We start from the raw sequence: 22,457 nt of genomic DNA on the forward strand, positions 1-22,457 counted from the left end.
GCCTTGTTGCACTTCGCGGCTGAATCCACCAACCGGGTTTCAAATTCCAACTTCGCTGAAGCAAAGGAAAGGGCGGCGTTTGTTTTAGCGCTGGACACTGGCGAACAGGCTTATGCCGGAAAAGCACCCACGCTCCGGTGCCGCGCTGCGGGTTTCCGGGCCGGAGGCAGATCGGAGGAGTGTTCGGTCAGCTGGACAAACAACGGGCTGACGCCCCTAACACCTCCCAAACCGCGCAGGGTGGCTGGCGGACCGGCAAGCTGCATGCCCGGTGCCTTGGTGGCCAGTGCGGCCAATGCTTCTTCCAGCTCAAGGCGTGCAAGCGCCTCCCCGAGACACCGGTGCTCACCGCCGCCGAACACCGGATGCCACCGGGGATGATCCTGACGGGTGATATCGAACCGGTCCGGATCCTGAAACACGTCCGGATCCCGCAAGGCGGTTAGGACCAGCGGCCCGATCAGGGTGCCTTTGGGGACGCGGACGCCCTCGAAGGAAAAATCGCGCGCGGCCACCCGGATCAGCGCGCCGATGATCGGATCATAGCGCAGCCCTTCAAGGGCGGCACCCTGCTTGAGGCCTTCCGGGTCGGCACACAGCAGCTCCCACTGGCCGCGGTGGATCATCAGTTGTGACAGGGTCGAGGTCAGGGCTCCACGCGTGGTGTCCGATCCGGCAATCAGCAGGGTGACGAGCTGGATACGGATTTCCATGTCGGTGAGCCTGCCGTTGGTCGTGGCGACAAACTCCGAAATGAAGTCGTCACGGGGTGCTGCCGAGCGTGCATGAATGAGTTCCATGACCTCTTTGGTGAGCGCTTGCATGTCCAGTGCCGCCTCCGCGATCACATCGGGCGAACGGACCGAGAGTGCCCGCACCGCCGAATAGACTTGCTCCGTCAGGGTCTCCAAATGCTCGAACGGAACCCCGAGGATGCCTGAAATCGCGCGCGCGGCAAGCGGCCCCGCAATGGTGTCCCGCAGGTCGACCGGTCCTTGTCCAATGGCTTCGTCGATCAGGTCCTCGGCCAGTCTCCGGATCACTGGCCTCAGTTTTTTCATCAAGGGAACAGCAAACGTCCTCGCCAGCGGCGCCCGGCGGCGCTGATGCACGGCACCATTGGAAAAAAGCAGCGCATTGTTGAAAAAGTCGAACAGCGGGCCTTGCGAGATCCCCTGAATGGCGAGTGTCTCGGTTTCCATTTGCCGCGTCAGATCCGGATTGAGCAGTTGAACCAGATGGGCATGGGAAAAGCTGACCAGAATGCCGTACCGGTCGCGGGCAACCGGGCCAAGTTGTCTGGCAAGTTTAAGAAATTCGTGATCGGACAACGTCTTGTCGCGTTCCGGAAGCGCGGGGACATCCATAGGCTTTCCTCCCTGTGACGCCAGCATCCCCTGCGCTGATTGATCAGGTCTTTTTGGAGGTGCCGGCCAATGAGCCCGGCAAAAGTGGCAAGGTGCGATTCTTTCTTACGTAAGGGTAAAAACTGTTGTCCGCTGGCTCAAGTGATTTTCCCGCACAATCCGGTGAGGGGGGAGGGGGATAGCTCATTTGGCACAAAGAGCGTGAGACGAAAACGGATTTCGAAATGCCGCCGGATCTGGGCCATGCCGGCAAGATGGCCAGACCAAACCGGACTGCGCTGACCGGTCCGGAAGATGAACATCGAAAAACGTTGCCGGATGGCTTCCGGGGATGACCCCGGTTGCCTCGCAGTTGCCGGATGGAAGACCTCCTAGGCCGGAGCCTCGGCTTTCAGGGCCTCGCTGCCGATGCTGCCATATTTCTTGCCCTTGACATCAAGAAGTTCGATCTCGAACTTGAGTGTCGCGTTCGGCGGGATCACGCCACCGGCTCCCCGGGAACCGTAGGCGAGCTCCGGCGGAATGATCAATTCGCGCTTGCCACCGACCTGCATGCCCTCAACGCCCTGTTCCCAGCCCGGAATGACCCTTCGCTCGCCGAGCGTGAAACTGAACGGTGTGTTGCGGTCTAGGGAGGAATCGAACTTGGTGCCGTCCATCAGCCAACCGGTGTAGTTGACCGTCACCGTGTCACCGACATTCGCGGTTTCGCCTGTCCCTTTCTTGAGATCCTTGATTTCGAGTTCCGCCGCCAGGGCGGGCACGGACACCACGAGGATGGCCGCAAAGGCAGCAATCTTCCTGAACATGAAACAACTCCTTGTCGAAAAGATGCATGAGACAAGGCAGAGGCTTCGTGGCGAAGTCAAGGCAAAGCTGCGAGAGATACGGTGTAGCCCACGACGCAGGGCCACACCTTTGCCGGGTCAATCGGCTTTGGACATGCTGCGATTGGTCATGTCGAGCAGCGTTTTGAGATCAGCAACCTCGCAAAGATTTGCGGACTTGTAGGCCTTGAACCATTCAGCGGCATATTCGGTTGTCTCTGTCTCCGGATACCATGGGCCGCCGTCCGTGTAGTGAATGGCCTGAGGGCTATCGATCCCCTTCGTGTAGCCTGCGAGATAGTTCCAGCTTGCCGGAATTTCCCCGATCAGGTCATCGCTTTCGAGCCATTTGAACTGGTGCAGCTGCAGCCCGCTTGCGGAATTGACATATTCCGGGGTCAAGGCAGTGCATTTGGCGTTGTTGAACATCATCACGCTCGACCAGTTCTTTTTCTCGTACCGGGTCTGCTTTTCGCCGAGAAACTTGGTGTCGGATGTCGGGTTGTGATCGTGTTTCACACACATGACCGCATACCGGTCATCGCGTAGGGCCCACAGCTTGGCGATGTCGTCGAGGAAAACAATGTCATTGTCCATGAAGATCGACCAGCCGGTGAAACCCGACAGGAACGGTGTCAGGAACCGGGAAAAGGAAAATTCCGTGGACTGGTTCGGGTCCGTGTCGCGCCAGAAGAACGTGCCGAGGTTGCGGAGATTGAGCGGCAGGACAGTGACCGGAAGGCTGCTGTGCTCCGTGATAGAATGGGCGAGGGTGGACGATGCCACATGAATTCTGCGGTCGTAACCAGTGAAGACCCGCACTACGCTGTCATGCATTAAAACTACTCTCATTCGGATTTTGGGCGCTCCCGCCGCGCACATGCCTAGATTTCTTGAGTGCGTTGATCAAGAAAATTCCGCAAAAACGCGTCGCTCCCGGCAAGCTCGGTATCGGTCCAGACCAGACCGTCAAGCTCCTGGTCGGTAAGCGGCGACTGGTGGGCATCCCGAATTGCCGTCAGCATCGGGCCAAGGCCGGAAGCGGACTTCACCGCATAGACGGCGGAGCGCTCACCGGGCGCCGGCGGCTCCATGCGGGCCGGAAAATGGGTGTAGTGCCGCCGCCAGGTGTTCAAGAACACCGGAATCCGGTTGTTCAGTGCTTCCTGCAGGGTGGCGGAGTTGTTGCCGACTAAAAGATCCATGGTTTCGAAATAGGCGCTGAGCGGCGTGTCGAAGTCCAGCACGACTTTTCCGGCAAACCGGTCGGCTTCAAGCGCTTCTTGGAGTTGGTTGGCGTTTAGGCCGGTGTTTTTTGTAGGCTTCAGCTTTATGACAAGACGAACACTTTCCATGAGGCTGACAGACTCGGCGATTTCCATCACGCCCCGAAGGAACTCACCCGGCGTTTCTGTCACCCACGGGACAAATTGCTCAATCGTGCGATAGTTGCCAGCAAGAACGATTTCAAAAAAATCCTTCTTCAGTTTGCATCGTTGATATTGGCTGCCAACCTGGAAGGCGTGTATTTGCGGTCTGTTTTCGGATACAGCGTGAGCAATTGCTACGGAGGTCGGGGATTTTGCCAATAAGTGTGTCAGGCCGCTAAAGTTGGCCCGTCCTTGCGCAGCCCAAAGTTTCGCTGCGCACTGCCCCAAGCGGTCATCCGGGAGTGTGTCGGTACCATGCACAACCATGATGGATGGGACTCCTCGCCTCGAATAGCTCTGCACGGCAGCTAAAGCAGCTGGTTGAATCAGCTGTTCGGTCACCAGAACATCGGCAGAGAATGTTTCCGGCAACGCGTCGCCGGCTTTGACGTCATTTTTGATTTCCTTGAAAATCGACTCGAGTTTTTGCCGGATAATCGCGTCCAATGTCGTGTCACTGGATAGAAGATCCTTTGGCCTTAAGCTTAAACCTTCTTTTGTTGCGGCCCGATGGCTTACCCTGGAAACGATTGGAATCTTTTGTGAGTTCCGGTTTCGACCGCGCCGAAGGGGGGAGCTGAGTGATCGGCGAAGGGTCGAAAAGATGTCCTTTCCAACAGGTCTAGCAGCCAAGATCACACTGTTGTCTTGTCGGGAGGCAATACTTTTCGCAATGGTCTGTGTGTATTCTGTTGGCTTGTCCGCTTGCAGAATTCTCGAGCGGCGGCCGAAAAAGATGTCCAGGAACCGGTTTGCGGCGATTGCAGTAATTTTGTTCAGATTGCCAGCTGAGCGATCGGGTAGAGGCGGAGCATTCCTATTCAAGAACCGCGGTGCCAGAGCAACAATTAAGTCCTCTTGACTTTGAAACCGCACCAATTCACCGCCAACGGGGGCCCAATAGGAGTGGGCTTCCAATTTGGAGAGGGTCCATCTTGTGAGGAGTAATCCGGGCAAGCCGTTGAAGATGCAGTTTTGGAGGCTTTTGAGAACAGCAGGAGGTATATCGTTGTTCTTTGCGATCTCTTCCAGTTTGTTGAACACTCGCGCAGTTTTTGCAACAATCAGTGCGTGAGAAACGGAGGTGAAGAGGTCTTCGCAATCTATGGTCGTGGTAACTGTGTCTGAGAATTCTGCTGAGGCTTCAGGGGAAAAAGATAGAACTATTGCGTTTTCAGGTGTTTTCTCCTTCGTAATAGTTGCGTCATTTTTGTCTAGGATGATCGCGCAGTGGTCGAGAAGCATTTTAGCAATTCCACTTTGGTTACTATTTTTTTGGTGAATTATAATATATTTTTCTATGAAGGAGAGTTACTTCCCTTCAATTGGGCGAATTCTGACCGGTGATCGGAAATAGATTCCTTGAGCGTAGCCTTTTGCCTCGCTTATTAGCCTAAGCGCATTGACTTTTTTGGCGCTTGATATCTTTCGCGATCTGGAAAAGGGCATAAGGAGGTCAATGTGAATGATGCCCGATTTTAAAAGGCATTTGAACATTCTGAGCATGAAGCGCCAATAAGTTTTAGCAAGGCCTTTTCGTTTAAGCGAAAGCATCACGAGATTGCGGGCGACGATCCTTGCTCTATTCAGGTAGATCGGTAGTGTAACGCGTGCTTCGGCAACAACTTCCGTAACGCGACCGTCAGCACACCAAACGGTCTTGCCACCTTTGCGGTGGAGCCTTTGAAAAAAGTCAATATCTTCGCCTCCACCGGTAAAGTCGGTATCGAATTGCATTGCATAACCATCTTCTGAAAATACACGCGAAGACAATAGATTGTTATTGGTTGCGGCCCAGCTGGACTGTGCCCCATTTTCCATTTTTGCTGGCTCCTCCTTGGGGTACCACTCCGGCGTTGTGTCCGGGTATTCGAAACTGACCGGGCCGAATGTGGCATCTGCCGAAAATTCGCGGATGGTCTCGAGATGGGCGCGTAGCCAGTCTGGATCTGCAGTTTCATCGTCGTCTATCAAGGCGAGAAAATCCAGGTTCTTTTCACGTGCAATTTCCAGAGTCCGGTTTCGCGCGAACGGGATGCCTCGTTGCGTTTCACAGGTGTATTCTATCGGGTATGGGCATAGTGCGTTTAGTTGTTCGAGGTCGACGGAGCGGGTGGTGTCGTTCTCTACAATTATGACGCTCAAACTTACGTCGTCAGGTGCGTTAAGTAGAGAAATGGATTTTATGCAATCTAGGAGCATTTTTGGTCGCTTTGCCGTACAAATTGCGATACCTATATTAGTATCAATTGTAGAGTTGCAACTAATATATTCGTTCACTGCGCTTCCTTTACTTTTGGTTGATTTGGTGATGGCCGGTGGGTATGTGGTGTAATTGCATCTCGAGGGTGTTCAGGACATCAGCTCTGATTGGTTGAATAGTGAAATATCAAGTAACATTAGGCGTCAACTTGCCGATATTATGCTCAAAAATTCAGCGTGTTCGGCAAAAAAACGGACCCAATGACGTCATCACCGAAGCTGCGGCCTAAAAATGAATGAAATTAATCTTGAAAGCCAGTTTCTCGAAATCTTCGATTTAGATGAGATTCCGGACTTTCGACCCGACGTTGGTTCGGTCACGGCAATTGTTCTCTGCTACAATGAAATTCTTCGGCTGCCTCACTTTCTGGAACATCACCGAAACATCGGTATTGGCCGTTTTCTGATCGTCGACAATGGCTCTACAGACGGGACCTCTGAGTTCCTGCGTGCGCAACCTGATGTGATTCACCTGCCATCAACGAAAGAATACAAGACCCACAAGGCGCGGTGGCGGCATGTTCTTGCCTCGCTATACCTGGAAGGGCAGTGGGTCGCATTTCCCGATGTTGACGAGTTGCTTGTGTATCCCGGTTATCCGGAGCGGCGTCTTCCGGACTTGACCGCGGTCTGGTCGAGAAATGATATTCGCGGTGCATTTTCCACCATGGTGGACATGTATTCTGACAAGCCACCAAGCGAATTGGCCTACACACCTGGCGAGCCATTCCTGAATGTCTGTCCCTATTTCGACGCAGGTGGTTACCGTTTGCTTCCGGTGAGCCGTCACACCCGGCAAAATTTCCCAACTCCGCCTTTTCAGCTTTACGGCGGAGCTCGGGAGAGGCTGTTTCCTGTCGCGGGCAAACGGTCGCGTACCTGGTTCGATGCATGGCTGGAACAAGCGGTCTTTTCGCCTCTGGCTCAACGGCGGCCCCGGTTTGTCCGGAGGCTTGCGATCAAGCATTTGAAAAAATCATGGCCGGACGACTCCGCATCCATGGGGAAATTACCTCTGGTTGTTTGGTCCAAAGACTTGGAGTTTGGTGGCGGCGTGCACCGGATCAACCGGATCATTCCAATTGCCGAAGACTGGGTGTCGCTGCTTCACTTCAAGTATCTGGATGACTTCGTCAAGAAAACCCAGGAAGCAGTTGCCCGGGGTCAACATGCGGGCGGGGCCGCGCATTACAAAAGGTACAGCGAATGTGCGCAATGCCTTGTTGAAGGAAGCTTGCTGTCTCGGGTTTCCAGGAAATTTGAAACCGTCCGGGATCTGGAGCAAGCTGGACTCATGCGTTGTAGTGATCAACTCCGCATCGCGTTGGACCTTAAAGACACCGAAGGCGGAAGGAAATGAGACATGCTCTAGTGCGCAGATGACGGTTCAATTTCCCGGTTTGAGGCTGCGACCATCAATGGAACGACGGTGTCCAGATTGACACTTTCCGATCCGGATTCACTCAAAAGGCTTCTAATATTTGGGGGGAGGTGATTCCCGCTAACCTCGAGCTTGGTCTTCAACTGATTTGCCTTGCCATCAAGCAGCTTTTTTAACCTTCGGGATGCCTGATTCTGACGAACGACTGGTTTGTCTCTAAGGCCAATCATTTCCAGAGCGCGGTTTTGCACTTCCTTATGCCACTTGCGGGAGGCTTTTTTGTAATAGCTTTCAGGCAGCTCCATGAATGTCACAGGTGATTTCGCATTTTGGTTGTGCATTGCAATGCGAAGAAGCAACTGGTCCCAGACAATCGGGAACCGCTCGGCATAGTCCACCCACAAGTCAAGGATTGCGTTTGTGTTGTCCGTCATACCGAAAAACACACAGCCGCTTCTGAGATTCCAGCCATCGGTCTGATAGGCTGCAAGGTCAACGGGAGTTGATGAAAGGTCCGGCAATGGCTTGCACAACTCCGCGTCTGCATCCAGCCACCAGAACGGTTTGTGGTAGTCTCTTCTAAAATCCCGGACGAAGCGGGCCTTCATTGCGCAGTTCTTGACCCAGCTTCCCTGGTTCGGCAGTCCTGCGATCTCATGCGGAATCTTCAGGGCCTTTAGGCTTTTGACAAGAGCGTTTGCCTCAACTTCATAAGGGGTGCCTACTGTGTAAAAGCTGATGATCATTGCGTTGCCAAATAAAGGAAAAGGTGAGCCCGAAGCGTTCCCAAACGGCTTCCCAACCCGCGAGCGGCTTAGTTTCGCAAAATGAGAACTGCACGTAAAGCTCGTATAATAAACCTCAGCAAGGATCAATAGTTTTAACGACGGCTTTCTTGACTAGATCAGTCATTCCACAACCACGCAGCGCCGCGGACGCCGGAGGAATCGCCATGGACGGCCTTCCGGATTGGAACTTCGTAGGCATCGGAGAATATGAATGGCGCCATGGCCTCGGGCAGGTCTTCGTAAAGCTCGTCGATATTGGACATGCCGCCGCCAAGCACGAACACATCCGGATCCATCAGGTTCGCCGACATGGCAAGGGCCCGTCCGAGCCGGCTGACATAGGCCTTGTAGTGTCCGATTGCGACCGGATCGCCCGTGCGCTTGAGCGCAATGATATCAGGGCCCTTGAGAGACTTGGCGGTGTCCTCATTGTATTCGCGCTGAAAACCGGTCCCCGAACACCAATAGTCGATGCACCCGCGATGCCCGATCCAGTTCTTGGGGCCTGGAAACTCCTCGTCGGTCAGCCAGGGTACCGGGATCGCGCCCCATTCGCCGCCAATGCCATTGGCACCGCGGTGCGCCTTGGCGTCGATGGCAATGCCCGACCCGCAGCCCGTGCCGATGATGATAGCATGGACAAAATGGGCCCCGGCTGCGGCTCCGTCGGTGGCCTCGGACACGGCGAGGCAATTGGCGTCATTTTGAACCCGGACGGCTCGGCCGAGAATGTCCGCCAGGTCCCGGTCAAGCGGCTTGCCGTTCATCCAGGTCGAGTTTGCGTTCTTGACGAGACCGGTCGCTGGTGAAATCGATCCGGGAATGCCGAAACCGACAGTGCCGCGTTCCCCTGTGGCCGTTTCTGCCGCTTCGACAAGACCGGCCACCGCTGCAAGGCAGCCCGCATAGTCATCGCGCGGGGTCGGAACCCGTTTGCGGAATCTTTCCGCGCCACTGCCGTCCAGCGCAATGATCTCGATTTTCGTGCCACCCCAGTCAATGCCAAGCCGCATGGTTCATCCCAGTCTTTTTGGTAGTTCGAAAGCCGCGCCTGCGGCCTGGTTCTGTTCGCCGGCCTGTTTGCCGTAATTCTTGAATTTGCGCAGGATTTCGCTCATTTCGGCAGTGTCCAGTATTTCCGGCTCTCCGACACTCAAGGCCGACAGATACTGGTCGGCCAGATCCTCGACCCCCTCGGCGACAGACAGAGCCTTTGGCAAGTCCGGACCGCAGGCGATTTGGCCGTGATTGGCGAGCAGGCAGGCAGTGCGGCTGCCCAAAGCCGTGATCATGGCGTCCGAGAGCGCCGCAGTGCCGAAGGTCGCATAGTGCGCGCAGTCGATGCGGTCACCTCCGGCGAGCGCAACCATATAGTGAAATGCCGGAATGCCCCGCCGCAGGCAGGACAGCGCGGTCGCCCGGGGGCTGTGACAATGCACGACCGCACCGGCTTCCGGTTTCGCGCGATAGACATCGAGATGCATGCGCCATTCCGAGGAGGGCAGGACATCGCCGCGATAACAGCCATCCAGATCCATGGCGACGATCAGATCCTCCTCGAGTGCATCATACGGAATGCCGGAGGGGGTCACCAGAAAGCCTGAAATCGTACGGGCACTGACATTGCCGGACGTGCCCTTGGTGAGGCCCAGCTTCGGCAGCGCGCGGGCGGTTTCAATGATTGCACGTCTGAGACCGGGTGTGTCGCCGGGCAAGGTATGGGTCGTCATGGGAAAAATCCGGATTGAGCGCTTCTATTAAGACGGCCCTGAGTGGGGATGCAAGACGCTCCCGGCGCTTTGGGGCGTGTCTTGGCTGGAAAAACAGGCTAGAAAGACCGGTGTAACGCCTTTGATCGATAACACCTGCGCGTGTGATGCCCGACGATCCGATTGACGCCATATCCAACGGCAAGCGCCGGACCGGACCTGCCGGCAAATCCCGGACATATGTCTGGGCTCCGGGAGAGGCGCCCAGGCGCGCTTTCTGGCAAAGGCCGGTCCTGATTGGCCTTCCATTGCTGTTGTTGGCATTTGCGGGCGTGTCATATGGCCTCGCGGTCATGCTCCGGCCAGCTCCGGAGGCCGCCGCCGTTTTGCAACCTGATCCCTTGGCCGCCCTTCCGCCGGGGCTCAGGGACACGCTCACCCGGCCTGAAACCGAAATGCCTGCGAAAATGACGCTGGTGTTTTCCGGACAGCCGCAGGCCTTGTGCGATCAACTGGATGCAATCGGACTGAAGAACAATGGCTGGCGGCGGGCGCCGTTTCATCAGGACCGTTATCAATGTGCGTCCGAGACGCTTGCCCTGACCAGCCCCGGACGCGGCTACGGCCCCGCGACGCTGTTCTTCCTGCTGCGCGGGCCGGATCAAAACAGCATCGACTATCTGCGGCTGAAGCTGGTGGTGGAAGGGCTGGAGCAGGTCAAGGCCGGGCAGGAGGCGGTGCGGCTGGTGATTGGCGAGCTGTCGGACCGCTATGGCTGGGCCGTGCCGGAGACGTTTCTTGCGGCCGTCGATGCGTTCAAGCCGCTGGAAGTGACCGACCGGGGTGTCCGGCTGGTGAGCCAGCCGGAAGATCCGGACCTGACCGGAGATCCCAAAGCGAGCCAGCGGCTGAACATCGTGATCGACTTCAGCGAGCCGGAACTGATCCGGCCTGCCGAAAGGTTCAAACCGGAGCCCTGGCAGAAACCGAAGCCGAACGGGTGACCACCGGTGACGTCAGGGGCCGGGGCGGTCGGGCAGGGGGATGAACTCCTCCTCGTCGCCCGGAACCGTATCGAACCGGCCTTGCCGCCAGTCCTCCTTTGCCTGTTCGATCCGCTCCTTCGAGGAGGAGACAAAGTTCCACCAGATATAGCGCTTGCCGTCCATCGGTTCCCCGCCGAGCACAACAAACCGTGCCGGAACCGGCCCGGGATTTTCGACGATCAGGTGATCGCCGGGTTTGAACACCAGAAGCTGCGCCGGGTCAAAGCTTTGACCGGCGACGGAAATCCGGCCCGCAACCGTATAAAGCCCACGCTCTTCCCAACCGGCGTCAAACGGCATTTTGGCACCCGGTGCAAGCGAGATGTCGGCATAAAACATGTCGGAGGCAGTCCTGACCGGCGCCTTGTGGCCAAAAAGTTCGCCGGCAATCAGTTTGACCGACACGCCGCCATCGGCGAATTCCGGTTGTTCCAAGGTGTCGAAATGCTGGAAAGTTGGGTCGCTTTCCTCCAGATTTTTCGGCAGTGCCACCCAGCTTTGCAGGCCGAACAGGGGGCGGGCCGCCGTCTTGCGCTCGGGCCGTTCGCGTTCGGAGTGGACGATCCCCTTGCCCGCGCTCATCCAGTTGAGTGCCCCCGGTGCAATGGCAATCTCCGTGCCCAGACTGTCGCGATGATACATCTCCCCCTCAAACAGATAGGTAACGGTTGCGAGCCCAATATGCGGATGGGGACGTACGTCAATGCCGCCGCCGGTCAGCAGTTCGGCCGGACCCATCTGGTCAAAGAATATGAACGGCCCTATCATCCGCTTGCGCGATGACGGCAGGGCGCGCCGGGCGGTGAAGCCGCCAAGGTCGGCCGTACGCGGAACGATAATGGTTTCGATCGGATCACAACTCGCAGCGTCTCCGGCAACCGGATCGGGACAGTTCAACCAGCTCATGTTCAAGGCTCCTTCGGCAATCCTCATTCGTCTTTCGGACAATTAGGGGGCTGCTGCGGGAAATGTCCATTGAACAGTCTGTTCGGGGTTTCAAGACATCGAGACTTCGCTATAAATCGCCGCCCGTTTGCAGCCGCAGGTCGAAACAAGATGAAACGTGTCATGATTGCCGGTGGGCCCGGTTCCGGCAAAAGCACCCTTGCCCGGCTCCTGGGCGAGCGGACCGGCCTGCCGGTCTTTCACATGGACCACATTCACTGGCTGTCCGGTTGGGTGGAACGGTCACGGGATGAAAAGGACCGCCTGACCCGGGAGGTCCACATGAAGGAGCGCTGGATATTCGAAGGCGGCCATTCGCGGACCTATGCAGAACGGGTGGCAAGGGCGGACACTTTCATCTGGCTGGATGTGCCGGTTGGACTGCGCATGGCCCGGGTGCTTCGGCGCTCGGCACGTTTTTATGGCCAAAACCGACCGGACCTGCCGGACGGGTGTCCGGAACGGTTCAATGCCCGGACACTGGAGTTTCTGCGGTTCATCTGGCGCACGCGGCATTCGGGACGTGCGAAGCTGGAGGCGATCTACCGCGATCCCCCGGAACACCTGGCCCCGCATCACCTGACAAGCTTGAAACAAACGGAAGAATTCTTGAAAAATGCCCGGCAGACATGAAGGCCGCCGGGCGTGAAGGTGGTTGGGAGATTTGATCGGCTGGCTGACCGGATTGGTCCGGTCATGCCGGTATTCTTGTGTCAGCCAACCTCAACCGTTACGACTTCGACCGTCGTAGAGATAAGGCTGGTATCTATGATCGTGTCCGTTGCATAGATCACGCCCGAGTCAGTATTGAAGTCGAGCAAGGCTACGGTATCGAACGCATGCCCGGTTTCAGAGTCCCGGCTGGTGTCTTCCTGCACCCAAAGGTCATTGTCTTTCATACGGAGAACAGCAGGGTCAAGGCCGCCGACCTTGACGATCTGGGCCAGATCGACATCGCCAACGTTGACAGCAACTTCATCCGCCCGGACCTGACTGACGTCGAAGCGGTCGTAGTTGCCGTTTTCGAAAGCAATCCAGCCGATGGTTTCGTCAGTATGTCCATCGGTTTTCGCTTCCTGTTCAGCCATGGCCACTGAAAAACCGCCATCGTCAACATTGTGAACGCGGGTCGTGATCCAGTCTGAGCCGTTATAGGTGTTGGACGACGTAAAGACCGAGGCGTTCGTCATGTCTCCGAGGAATTCCACGCTCTCATACCCTTCCTTGAGCGTGTTTTGCTGAACCTTGTCCGTCTCCACCGTTGCTGCTTCGACAATGCTGCCGTCATTGAGCGTGTGACGGCCTTCCTCCATGACGAGGTAGGACACGGTTTCAATCGCATGACTGCCGTCATGATTGGAGGTTTCCTGGAGCTTGATCGAGAACCCCTTGTCTGCAACGTCCTTGATGCGGGTTTCGACAATCTGGTTTCCGTTTGTCGTTGTGATGAAGGCGACGACCACCGGGTTTTCGTAGGAGTAGGACAGGTTGACACTTGTCCAGCCGTGATCGACATCGACCGTGCCCCATTCGCCCACCTCGTAACTGTCTTCGGCTCCCGAAAGGTCGAGAGGGACCAGGGTCACGAGGTCTTCTGTTTCAAGGGTCTGATCCTGGTCGACCGACAATGTGATGGGCTCGATAATTTCTATCGGATTCACAAGTTCGACAGGATCCAGGGATAGATCCAAGTTTAGCGTGGGAGACGATCCGCCGGTATCGGTAGACGTTCCGTCATAGACAGCGTCGGACCCGGAGCTGCCGGACAGGGGGTCTTCGGACCCACCAACAATGTCGTCGGCTCCGGCTCCACCATAGATGATTTCGTCACCTGAAGAACCGGAACCGTCCGAGCCGCCGGTGTCTGAGCCGCCGAAGATGATGTCATCACCTGATCCGCCCGCAAGCAGGTTGTCACCGGTCAGCGCGACCCCGTCTCCGCTGCCCGACGATGCATCGGGAGAGCCTGATGTCGAATCGGTTGTGTCGGAAATCGGGGTGGTTGTGCTGGTGTCACCACTCAGGTCCGCACCATCAAGTGTAGGGGCAGTTTCAGTGCTGGATACGCCTCCGCCATCTATTGTCGCCGTGCTGTCGACGGCTTCGTCTGCCGAGTTGGATGTCTCGGCGTGCAGCGCAAGCGCAGTAGCCTCGTCAAAACTGTACGTCCCGGAGGACATGACGAGCTCTGCGCCGACAATGGCACCCATCTCTACATCCGCCCCCGATGTTGGCATTGCGCCGCCATAGCCATCCGCATCGGTTTCTGCCACTTCGACGGTGAATGAAATGGATCCGCCGGCTGGAACCGGGTCCGCATCCGGCTCGTTCTCGAAAACGACATAGCCGTCCGAGTTGTGGCGCCATGTCGCCCCGGTAACACTCGTTGGCTCAATTCCGTAGAGATCCGTCTTGACGGACCATTGCGTCGTGTCGTCGTCAACGGGAATGTGATAGGAAATCGTCGTTCCGCTGTTGTCAGCGTGCTGCAGGCTGGTGGTACCAAGGCCTATGATTGCTGCGGTCATGACGACCCAGTCTACTGTAACAGCCATTTTACCCTCCCAGGCAAAAGGGGCCCGTGGCGCGAAACGGAAGTCGCGCAATAAGGTGGGTCCCGGTGATTGATGAAAAAAGTGTAAAGATGACCTTACGTAATGTAAATTGGTAAAAGAATAAAAAGTCGACAAATGTGATCGGAATTACAAAAATTATGTAGACGTATAAAAATCGAAATTTACCCACCAATAGTAGAAATCAAATAATTTTTTTGAGCGATTAACGCATGCAAGGATTTATTTCAGGTTGCATCATATGTATTAGTACGGATCTTTGAAAATTGCGCATGGGAGGCCGTCCTGACTTCAGGGGTGGCAAAGGCCTTTAAATTCATGGGATGAAGCTTATTCGGTCCGGTATGTGTGTTTCGCGTTAAGGTAGCTTCTCCGGATCGCGGTCGTTTCTTGTCAGGGTTGTGCGTCCGCTTGGTTCTTCGGCAATGCCCGCCAGATCGGCAGGTGCCCGGGTTCAAGCCGTTTTTGCCACTTGCGCGTTCGACATTGCCATAGTTGCTGATATTCGAATGGTATCAGCCAAAAATCGGGCGCTCGTTTGCCACAAGCTCCTGCAAAAAGGCGAGCGCCGTTGCCACCGGCCGCAAGGACCGGGCGCTCTCGTGCACGACAGTCCAGTATGCCCGGTCGACCCTGATATCGGGCAGGACGGGTTCAAGACGCGGATCGGGGCTGGCGATAAATCCGTGCAGAACACCTATTCCGGCACCCGATCGCACGGCTTCGGTAACGCCAAGGGCCGAGGCGATTTCGAAGCGGGCGGGCCAGTCCCGCGTGAAATCGGCACTGTAGTTGAGTGCCGGTGAATAGATCAGGTCTTCGACGGGACCGACCAGCCGGTGGGCAGCAAGATCCTTGAGGGTTCCGGGGTGCCCGAACCGGTCAAGATACGCCCGTGATGCGTAAAGGCCGAGGCGGTAGTCGGTCAGCTTGCCTGCGATCAGCCGGCCATGATCCGGTCTCTCCAGGGTGATCGCAATATCGGCTTCCCGGCGGGACAGTGAAAACGAGCGCGGCACCGGCACCAGCTGAACCTTCAGGTCCGGGTGCTGTTCTGTCAGTCCGCCGAGGCGGGGAGCGAGAAACGCAACGCCGAACCCGTCCGGTGCGCCGATCCGAACGGTTCCGGACACACCGACCTCAGCATCGGCCACGTCGGCCGCGGCTGCCATCATGTCCTCTTCGATCCGCTCTGCGCGGGGCAGGAACCGGACGCCCTTTTCGGTCGGAACGCAGCCGGAGGTCGAGCGTTCGAACAGCTTGACCCCGAGATCCTCCTCAAGCGCGGACAGCCTGCGGGCAACGGTTGCGTGATTGAGCCCAAGGCGCCGGGCGGCGGCGAGGATCTGGCCCGACCGGGCAACGGCAAGGAAAATCCGGATGTCATCCCAGTTCAACGGCCGGTCCTTTCCAGGCTTTCAAGGGGGATCATTTTAGGATGCTGCGGATCGCAGTGCCCGGAAGGCCGCGAGATGATCAGACATGGTAACTACAAAAAACGCACAACAGATGCGGATTTCATCGTCTTGTATAATGCAAAAAATGAAGACAAGAAAGGCAGGCAATCAAGGGCGTTGAAAGAGAAGCGCCGGCCACGAATGTCAGGAGAACGCACATGGAACAGATCGGGCATTTCATTGGCGGAAAGCGCGTGGACGGGACGTCCGGGCGGTTTGCGGATGTGTACAATCCGGCCACGGGTGAAGTTCAGGCGCAGGTTGCGCTGGCAAGTCAGGCGGAAATGGATGCAGCCGTTGCCAATGCCGTTGCGGCCCAGCCGGCCTGGGCGGCCACAAACCCGCAGCGGCGCGCAAGGGTCTTGATGAAATTTGTCGACCTGCTCAATCGCGACATGGACAAGCTCGCCGAGGCGCTGTCCCGCGAGCATGGCAAGACCTTGCCGGACGCCAAGGGCGACGTGATCCGCGGACTGGAAGTGGCCGAGTTCTGCATCGGCGCGCCGCATCTGTTGAAAGGCGAGTTCACCGAAGGGGCCGGCCCGGGCATCGACATGTATTCGATCCGCCAGCCGCTCGGTGTTGCCGCAGGCATCACGCCGTTCAACTTCCCGGCCATGATCCCGATGTGGAAATTCTGTCCCGCCATTGCCTGCGGCAACGCCTTTATCCTGAAGCCGTCCGAACGCGATCCCTCTGTGCCGATCATGCTGGCCGAGCTGATGATCGAGGCCGGTTTGCCTGCGGGCATTCTCAATGTCGTCAATGGCGACAAGGGCGCGGTCGATGCCATCCTCGACCACGAGGCCATTCAGGCGGTCGGCTTTGTGGGATCGACGGCGATTGCCGAATATGTTTATTCGCGCGGCTGTTCTGCGGGCAAGCGGGTACAGTGTTTCGGTGGTGCCAAGAACCACATGATCATCATGCCGGACGCGGATATGGATCAGGCAGCCGATGCCCTGATCGGTGCCGGATATGGTGCTGCCGGCGAGCGGTGCATGGCGGTCTCCGTGGCTGTGCCGGTTGGCGAAAGCACGGCCGATGCCCTGATTGAAAAGCTGGCGCCCAAGGTCGAGGCTTTGAAGATCGGGCCCTACACGGCAGGCAATGATGTCGATTTCGGCCCGCTTGTGACGTCGGAAGCGCTTACCCGCGTCAAGGGGCTCGTGGATCAGGGCGTCAAGGAAGGCGCTGATCTGGTGGTGGACGGCCGGAATTTCTCCATGCAGGGCTATGAGAACGGCTTCTTCATGGGCGGCTGCCTGTTTGACAAGGTGACGAAGGACATGGCGATCTACAAGACCGAAATTTTCGGTCCCGTTTTGTCTGTCGTGCGGGCGCAAACTTATGAAGAAGCGCTCGATCTGCCGATGAGCCATGAATACGGCAACGGTGTTTCGATCTATACCCGCGACGGCGATACGGCCCGCGACTTTGCCTCACGCATCAACATCGGCATGGTCGGGGTCAATGTGCCGATCCCGGTGCCGCTTGCCTATTACACTTTCGGCGGCTGGAAGAAGTCCGGTTTCGGCGACCTGAACCAGCATGGCCCGGACGCATTCCGCTTCTACACCCGCACCAAGACGGTGACGTCACGCTGGCCGTCCGGCGTGAAGGACGGGGCCGAATTCGTCATTCCGACGATGAAATAGGGGGTTCCATCCGGCCGGAAGGCGCTCGGGCCCCACCTCTGAAAAAGCCTTCCAGCCACTTGGCGGCGCTTCGGCGCCGCCTTTTTCTTCGCTGCTGACTTCAAGCGCGACGTGCAACACGAAGCAAGCCGCTCGAAACTAACCTTGCTGTTGGTCTGTTGCAGTTCGCGTCTGAATTCACCGATGCGTCCTGCTATCTGGACTTTGTACCGGTTTCGGCAGTCTTTGACAGAGGTTCTTCCGTTTCCTCCGATTTTGCCTTTGCCTGAGCCCAGAAGGAGGAGCCCTTCGGCGGGTAATCCAGTGTGCCATCCAGTGTGTCCATCCGCTCCCGGGTCATCCGCGGGAAGGGCAGGGCGTTGTGTGCACGCCAGTTGTCCACTTCCGTTTCGGCCTTTGCCGTCAGGCTTTCGTCGAGCCCGGTGTCCTGCGCCACATAGAGCGTTTGCGAAGGGAAGGCGAAACCTGTCCCGGAGTGTTCGACAATCTCCTTGATCCGCAAGAACACATCCTCTCGGATGGCGTGGAATTCGTTCCAGTCGCGGGTCAGCGCATAGATCCGGACACCGATGTCGAGGGACGACCCGCCGTAGGCTGCAAACCGGACCCGAACGGTCCCGTTGTCGATCTTGGGATGGGCATGGGCCATTTCGCGGATCTTGGCCAGTACGTATCGCAGCTGATCATCGCTGGTCTCGTAGCGCAGGCCGATCGTGGCCTGGATCAGCATCTTGTCGCACCGGGCCCAGTTGATGATTTCCATGTCGACAAACTTCGCGTTCGGCACGGAAATCAGCGTCCGGTCGATGCCCCGGATCTGGGTCGAGCGAACCCCGACATCCTCGATCGTGCCGCTCATGCCGCCGAAGGTGCAGTAATCGCCGACACGAACCGGTTTGTCGCTGAACAGGATCAAGCCGCCGATCAGGTTCTCCAGTGTCGGGCGGATCGCAAGGGCAACGGCAAGGCCGCCGACACCAAGACCGGCAAGCAGCGGAACAACGTCAACGCCCAGATCAGCCAGACCGACGGCCAGTACTCCGACAGCCACCACCACGGCGATGATGCCGCTAACGATCCGGATCAGGCTGGCATCAATGCTTTGGCGGGACCGTGTCGGCGCCAACAGGATCGTCGAGCCGATTGCCTTGGACAAGCGCCAGACCGCCCAAACGTACAGGGCTAGGACGAGCACACCAACGGACATGGCCAGAGTGGCCTGCTCCTGGCCGGTGAAATTCACATCCGCATCAATGAACCGCATCGCCTCTTGCGCAACAGAGGCTGACAGAAGCGGAGGGACGATCGAGACCCAGTCCCCGAGTGGGGACGGCACCATGTCATGCGCCCTGCCGGCACCCCAAAAAAACAGCCAGCACAGCACGGCGGCCACAAGGGTTGTGACCGCAAGAGCCGCCCATTGCCAGATGGTCTGGCCTGAAATGACCATGTTTGTCCAGTTTGGCAGCTTGTCGACAAGCCGTCCCAAAATGTTGGTGCTGGGGACCAGATTGCCCGGGGTGGAGATGTAGTTTTCAAAAAAGCCGGGTGAAAGCTGCGGTGACCGGAACTCGGAAAGCAGGTCCGCCGCACTCTGTTCACGGTAGGGCATGTCCTTGAGGGCGGCATAGCTTGCCGGAAGCAACCGGACGGTTTCGGCATCGAAAAGATAGTTCCCCGCATTGGGGCCAGTCTGCATCCGCTCAATCTCGAAACGGGTTCCAGGCAAGCGCCAGCGATAGGGTTGGGTTGGATCAAGCTCGGCCACTTCTGCGGCATCCGGGACGGCCTCAAGAGGCGGCAACAACATGCGGTCGAGGATTTCCTTGAGCTGAAGAGCTGCTTCGACCCTTGCGTCATCGCGCTGGATGATCGGGACCTGGGACACGTCGAACGCTGCAGCGGCCCGGTCGAGATAGTCCTCTGCACGGGCCTGTTCGCGCAGCGCCTCTTCAGGGGTCATTCGGGGCGGGTCGGCCTGAAGAGCGGCTTCGGTTGCACCGGCGATCCGATAGGCGGCGTTGATGTTGAACAAAAACGAGTCGAGTGTCGCCTGAGGGCTAAACGTCCGGATTCCGTGCAGGCGGGTGGCCAGTTCCTCCTCCGTCACACCAAGCCTGTCGATACGGTCCATATATTCCTGGAAGGCATCCATACCGCCATCCAGCCTCGGAAGGTCTTTCACCCGCCGATAGTAGAGCCCAAGGTTCTCGATGGTCGCACCGTCGAACCGGAACTCCCCCGCATCCGGACCTGTCTCGATCAGCCGCATGCGCAATTTCGTACCGGGCACTGTCCAGGATGTCAGTCCTGTTGCGGCGACTTGTGCGCTGTCCGGTATGCTGGCCGGGTCCGGCAATCTGGTCCGGGCCAGGATTTCCCTGAGCAGCAGGACCCGTCTGATCTGGCTTGTCAGGGATCCGCCATAGGGCGTTGCATCAAAGTCGAGGCTGAGGGCCGCTGCCCGCAGATAAAGCGCCTGTTCGTGAATTGGCGCGCGCGCGCGCCACAGGGCAATGGCTGCATCCGTGTTTCGCAGGAAGCCTTCAAAGGAGGCGCGGGGGCTGGACGTGTCGGACAGTTTGAGGGGAGGTGGCACCTGCAGGTTTTCCGATGTCTGGGCCATGCTGTTCATGCTGCCTGCAATGCAAAGAAATGCGAGCAACAACAGGCACCTCACGGTCACAGAGATCGTTCTGGCCGTTGATGGTGGTGTATCGATTATGAGCTGGTCCTGCATCCGTCACTCCCCCGTGCGCGGAATCCGATTCCATCATCGCGTACTCGAATCGGTTGCTAATTTGACGTAACGTCTGCAATTTGAGCGGGAAATACTGCCAAGGTAAAGAAGAAAGCGAGAGCCACAGGCCGTCATACGGCTCAATACCGGGCCTTTGAAGCTTGGGTCTTCGGGAAAGTGTGTTCGATGCACGGAAACCGCCGCTGGGAGCCAGCAAGAAACTATGTCCTGGTCGAAAGCGCTCCTGTTCCGAGCGGGGTATAAGCGCCATTCATCAGCCTTGCGAGTTGTAAAACTCTTCTACTAATTGAAGTTTAAAAGACATATAACTTTAAAGGGATTCAATTAATCAGCCTCGCGCAAGATTACACTGCGGGAATTGGTGGGTCCGCAACATCATCAATTTGGAGACCCGATATGGATCAAAATGACATCTCAACCACCACTCCGCCTGGCCTCGGCCTCCTCACATTTTTCATAGCCGATGCGCAGACCGACGAAATCATAGCGTATTTCGGTCCGGGTGACGCCATTCCGGAAGCAGATGTAGCCGGCCGCAGCATCACGATTGGCGCGGAATTGACCGACCCGGCAAATGCGATCGGCAGCGTTGAATTCTCACTTGGGGGGCATACGCACGTCGAAAGTTACCCGCCCTACATGCTCTTTGGCGACGATATGAACGGAGACTATGCCGAAGGCGCTTTGGAGCTTTCCGCCGCTCTTCAGGAGCTGAACGTGACCGTTTATGAAGGCAGCAACAAGTCCGGCGAGGTCCTTGATTCCTTCACACTAGATCTGGTCTTGGCCGAGGAGCAAGCGTCGCCGCTTCCGGATAATGTCCTGGCCAGCCAATACGATCAGATTGTTTGTCATTTCGACGGCAACAACAACGACCCGGATGACATTGCGGCCATTCCCATTGCCGCCTTGCTTGCCGATGCGGCGGGCATTGAGGAAAAGACCACCTTCATTTATGGCAACAACCTGAGCCAGGCCAATGCGGGCGGGCGTCTGGAGGCCCTCGACACAGGCGGTGCGTTTGCCGAGTCGCTGGGGATCGACACTTACAATTATCAGGATGATATCGACGGAACGACGGCCTACCTCGCCGAAATGCTCAATTCGGGGCAATCGGTCCTGATCCTTGAGGGCGGTCCTCTTGAGGCAACCTATCGCGCCCTTGAGCAGACCGATCCGGCCAATCTGGCCAATGTCACCTTACTGTCGCATTCCACATGGAACCAGGGCCGTGTTGTCATTGACAATCCAAGTGATCCGGACTTGACCGAGACCCGGTCATGGGCGGACATCGCCACTGATTTTCCGGAAGTCACCCTGATCGAAATTGCCGACCAGAATGGCGGCACGCACAATTTTCGCGGGTTTTACAATCAAACCTGGTCCTGGCTCGACGAGACGGAAAACGAAACCTATCAGGAAGCCCGGAGCATCATGGAGCTTGCGGGCGAGGATGCCGGCAAGATCAATGATCCATCCGATGCGGGCATGCTGTTTTATGCCTTGACGGGCGAGGACGACGGGCGGCCGGCAGATGTCGAGGAGTTTCTGCTCGATCCGGCCGGGTATACGCTCAATGACGATGACGCTCCGGTGATCTACCCGATCGAAGGGACTGACCAGGACGACGACATGGTCGGAACGGATGATCCGGATTTCATCTACGGCGGGCTCGGAGCCGATGTCATCGGCGGCTGGAGAGGCGATGATGAGATTTATGGAGGCGGCGGCCGGGATAAACTCAGTGGTCACGGCGGCAATGACATTCTGTATGGCGGCAATGAAGCAGATACCTTGATGGGCGGACCAGGAGCGGATCAGCTTTATGGTGGAGAGGGTGCCGACACGTTTGTCTTTTACGCAAACGGCATCGTAAACTTGACTGATGTCGGCTGGGATTGGTCAGCCGTCGATGTCATTCAGGATTTCGAGCTGGGCGTCGACAGCATCGCGCTGTTTCGTAATATTGGCGCGGAGGACAGGTCGGATCTGAGCGTCTGGAAAAAGACGATCGATGATGACGTTTATTTTGCCGTAATGGTCAAGGACACCAAGGACGCGCTGCTTGTGAACGTGGAGGACACGACCACATGGTCGGAGTTCATGCAGAGCGATCCGTTTGAATTTTTCTGACAGTTCTAGCGCTGAGCCTGCTTTGCTGGTCTGGCGGGCTGTGACCGGGTGGCCGGGCTCCTTGCGGAATTTTACCATGAGCCCGGTTCGCGGTGAATTCAAGCGCGAAGTGCAACACAA

17 protein-coding genes are annotated in these 22,457 nt (G+C 57.2%); 5 read left to right on the top strand and 12 right to left on the bottom strand.

Annotation, left to right across the window (positions count from 1 at the left end; all coding sequences use genetic code 11):
* Positions 1-110 precede the first annotated feature (110 nt).
* From E1297_RS12220 to E1297_RS12240, 5 genes are all read right to left on the bottom strand, one after another.
* Entirely contained in the window at positions 111-1,367 is a 1,257-nt protein-coding gene (locus tag E1297_RS12220) for a cytochrome P450 (protein WP_196223289.1), read from the bottom strand.
* 371 nt (positions 1,368-1,738) lie between these two features.
* On the bottom strand, positions 1,739-2,176 hold the full coding sequence (locus E1297_RS12225) for an FKBP-type peptidyl-prolyl cis-trans isomerase (RefSeq protein WP_155138439.1): 438 nt from the start codon (positions 2,174-2,176) through the stop codon (positions 1,739-1,741).
* Positions 2,177-2,293: 117 nt separating this feature from the next.
* Entirely contained in the window at positions 2,294-3,031 is a 738-nt protein-coding gene (locus tag E1297_RS12230; protein ID WP_155138441.1) for a glycosyltransferase, read from the bottom strand.
* 47 nt (positions 3,032-3,078) lie between these two features.
* The gene (locus E1297_RS12235; protein ID WP_155138443.1) at positions 3,079-4,869 is read right to left on the bottom strand and encodes a hypothetical protein; all 1,791 of its coding nucleotides are present in this window, start codon (positions 4,867-4,869) and stop codon (positions 3,079-3,081) included.
* 66 nt (positions 4,870-4,935) lie between these two features.
* Entirely contained in the window at positions 4,936-5,904 is a 969-nt protein-coding gene (locus E1297_RS12240; RefSeq protein ID WP_155138445.1) for a glycosyltransferase, read from the bottom strand.
* Positions 5,905-6,118: 214 nt separating this feature from the next.
* Between E1297_RS12240 and E1297_RS12245 the strand changes: the two genes are divergently transcribed.
* Positions 6,119-7,246 (top strand): glycosyltransferase family 2 protein, encoded by a 1,128-nt coding sequence (locus E1297_RS12245; RefSeq protein ID WP_155138447.1) that lies wholly within the window; start codon positions 6,119-6,121, stop codon positions 7,244-7,246.
* Positions 7,247-7,254: 8 nt separating this feature from the next.
* Here E1297_RS12245 and E1297_RS12250 read toward each other — a convergent pair whose 3' ends face one another.
* The 3 genes from E1297_RS12250 to E1297_RS12260 form a co-directional block, all read right to left on the bottom strand.
* The gene (locus E1297_RS12250) at positions 7,255-8,013 is read right to left on the bottom strand and encodes a hypothetical protein (protein ID WP_155138449.1); all 759 of its coding nucleotides are present in this window, start codon (positions 8,011-8,013) and stop codon (positions 7,255-7,257) included.
* 158 nt (positions 8,014-8,171) lie between these two features.
* Positions 8,172-9,068, bottom strand: coding sequence for an ROK family protein (locus E1297_RS12255; protein WP_155138451.1), 897 nt, complete (start codon positions 9,066-9,068; stop codon positions 8,172-8,174).
* A gap of 3 nt (positions 9,069-9,071) precedes the next feature.
* Positions 9,072-9,785 (bottom strand): class II aldolase/adducin family protein, encoded by a 714-nt coding sequence (locus E1297_RS12260; protein WP_155138453.1) that lies wholly within the window; start codon positions 9,783-9,785, stop codon positions 9,072-9,074.
* A 146-nt stretch (positions 9,786-9,931) separates the two neighbouring features.
* On the opposite strand from E1297_RS12260, the gene E1297_RS12265 reads away from it, so the two are divergent.
* Positions 9,932-10,768, top strand: a complete 837-nt coding sequence (locus E1297_RS12265; protein ID WP_155138455.1) for a DUF6030 family protein — start codon at positions 9,932-9,934, stop codon at positions 10,766-10,768.
* A gap of 12 nt (positions 10,769-10,780) precedes the next feature.
* Here the strand turns inward: E1297_RS12265 and E1297_RS12270 are convergent, their stop codons facing one another.
* A complete protein-coding gene (locus tag E1297_RS12270; protein ID WP_155138457.1) occupies positions 10,781-11,716 on the bottom strand; it encodes a pirin family protein in 936 nt (311 codons plus the stop codon).
* A 150-nt stretch (positions 11,717-11,866) separates the two neighbouring features.
* Here E1297_RS12270 and E1297_RS12275 point away from each other — a divergent pair, with 150 nt between their 5' ends.
* Positions 11,867-12,388 carry an AAA family ATPase gene (locus E1297_RS12275; RefSeq protein WP_155138459.1) on the top strand — a complete coding sequence of 174 codons (522 nt, stop codon included), beginning with the start codon at positions 11,867-11,869 and terminating at the stop codon, positions 12,386-12,388.
* Between the two features lie 80 nt (positions 12,389-12,468).
* Here the strand turns inward: E1297_RS12275 and E1297_RS12280 are convergent, their stop codons facing one another.
* Together E1297_RS12280 and E1297_RS12285 are read right to left on the bottom strand one after the other, a co-directional pair.
* Positions 12,469-14,310 (bottom strand): hypothetical protein, encoded by a 1,842-nt coding sequence (locus tag E1297_RS12280; protein ID WP_155138461.1) that lies wholly within the window; start codon positions 14,308-14,310, stop codon positions 12,469-12,471.
* Between the two features lie 533 nt (positions 14,311-14,843).
* Positions 14,844-15,725: a LysR family transcriptional regulator gene (locus tag E1297_RS12285; RefSeq protein ID WP_155138463.1), complete on the bottom strand. Its 882-nt coding sequence runs from the start codon at positions 15,723-15,725 to the stop codon at positions 14,844-14,846.
* A 218-nt stretch (positions 15,726-15,943) separates the two neighbouring features.
* Between E1297_RS12285 and E1297_RS12290 the strand changes: the two genes are divergently transcribed.
* Positions 15,944-17,443, top strand: a complete 1,500-nt coding sequence (locus E1297_RS12290) for a CoA-acylating methylmalonate-semialdehyde dehydrogenase (RefSeq protein WP_155138465.1) — start codon at positions 15,944-15,946, stop codon at positions 17,441-17,443.
* 193 nt (positions 17,444-17,636) lie between these two features.
* Here the strand turns inward: E1297_RS12290 and E1297_RS12295 are convergent, their stop codons facing one another.
* Positions 17,637-20,183 carry a mechanosensitive ion channel family protein gene (locus E1297_RS12295; protein ID WP_155138467.1) on the bottom strand — a complete coding sequence of 849 codons (2,547 nt, stop codon included), beginning with the start codon at positions 20,181-20,183 and terminating at the stop codon, positions 17,637-17,639.
* A 417-nt stretch (positions 20,184-20,600) separates the two neighbouring features.
* On the opposite strand from E1297_RS12295, the gene E1297_RS12300 reads away from it, so the two are divergent.
* Positions 20,601-22,337: a calcium-binding protein gene (locus E1297_RS12300; RefSeq protein ID WP_209015763.1), complete on the top strand. Its 1,737-nt coding sequence runs from the start codon at positions 20,601-20,603 to the stop codon at positions 22,335-22,337.
* The last annotated feature ends 120 nt before the right edge of the window (positions 22,338-22,457 follow it).

The organism is Roseibium sp. RKSG952, assembly GCF_009711355.1.

What these genes read in the sequence shown, in the direction of transcription:
- E1297_RS12250 (WP_155138449.1), bottom strand. Translation starts at nt 8,013, where the DNA reads ATGATCATCAGCTTTTACACAGTAGGCACCCCTTATGAAGTTGAGGCA.
- E1297_RS12290 (WP_155138465.1), top strand. Translation starts at nt 15,944, where the DNA reads ATGGAACAGATCGGGCATTTCATTGGCGGAAAGCGCGTGGACGGGACG.
- E1297_RS12235 (WP_155138443.1), bottom strand. Translation starts at nt 4,869, where the DNA reads ATGCTTCTCGACCACTGCGCGATCATCCTAGACAAAAATGACGCAACT.
- E1297_RS12255 (WP_155138451.1), bottom strand. Translation starts at nt 9,068, where the DNA reads ATGCGGCTTGGCATTGACTGGGGTGGCACGAAAATCGAGATCATTGCG.
- E1297_RS12230 (WP_155138441.1), bottom strand. Translation starts at nt 3,031, where the DNA reads ATGCATGACAGCGTAGTGCGGGTCTTCACTGGTTACGACCGCAGAATT.
- E1297_RS12245 (WP_155138447.1), top strand. Translation starts at nt 6,119, where the DNA reads ATGAATGAAATTAATCTTGAAAGCCAGTTTCTCGAAATCTTCGATTTA.
- E1297_RS12260 (WP_155138453.1), bottom strand. Translation starts at nt 9,785, where the DNA reads ATGACGACCCATACCTTGCCCGGCGACACACCCGGTCTCAGACGTGCA.
- E1297_RS12300 (WP_209015763.1), top strand. Translation starts at nt 20,601, where the DNA reads ATGGATCAAAATGACATCTCAACCACCACTCCGCCTGGCCTCGGCCTC.
- E1297_RS12280 (WP_155138461.1), bottom strand. Translation starts at nt 14,310, where the DNA reads ATGGCTGTTACAGTAGACTGGGTCGTCATGACCGCAGCAATCATAGGC.
- E1297_RS12270 (WP_155138457.1), bottom strand. Translation starts at nt 11,716, where the DNA reads ATGAGCTGGTTGAACTGTCCCGATCCGGTTGCCGGAGACGCTGCGAGT.
- E1297_RS12265 (WP_155138455.1), top strand. Translation starts at nt 9,932, where the DNA reads ATGCCCGACGATCCGATTGACGCCATATCCAACGGCAAGCGCCGGACC.
- E1297_RS12225 (WP_155138439.1), bottom strand. Translation starts at nt 2,176, where the DNA reads ATGTTCAGGAAGATTGCTGCCTTTGCGGCCATCCTCGTGGTGTCCGTG.
- E1297_RS12295 (WP_155138467.1), bottom strand. Translation starts at nt 20,183, where the DNA reads ATGCAGGACCAGCTCATAATCGATACACCACCATCAACGGCCAGAACG.
- E1297_RS12275 (WP_155138459.1), top strand. Translation starts at nt 11,867, where the DNA reads ATGAAACGTGTCATGATTGCCGGTGGGCCCGGTTCCGGCAAAAGCACC.
- E1297_RS12220 (WP_196223289.1), bottom strand. Translation starts at nt 1,367, where the DNA reads ATGGATGTCCCCGCGCTTCCGGAACGCGACAAGACGTTGTCCGATCAC.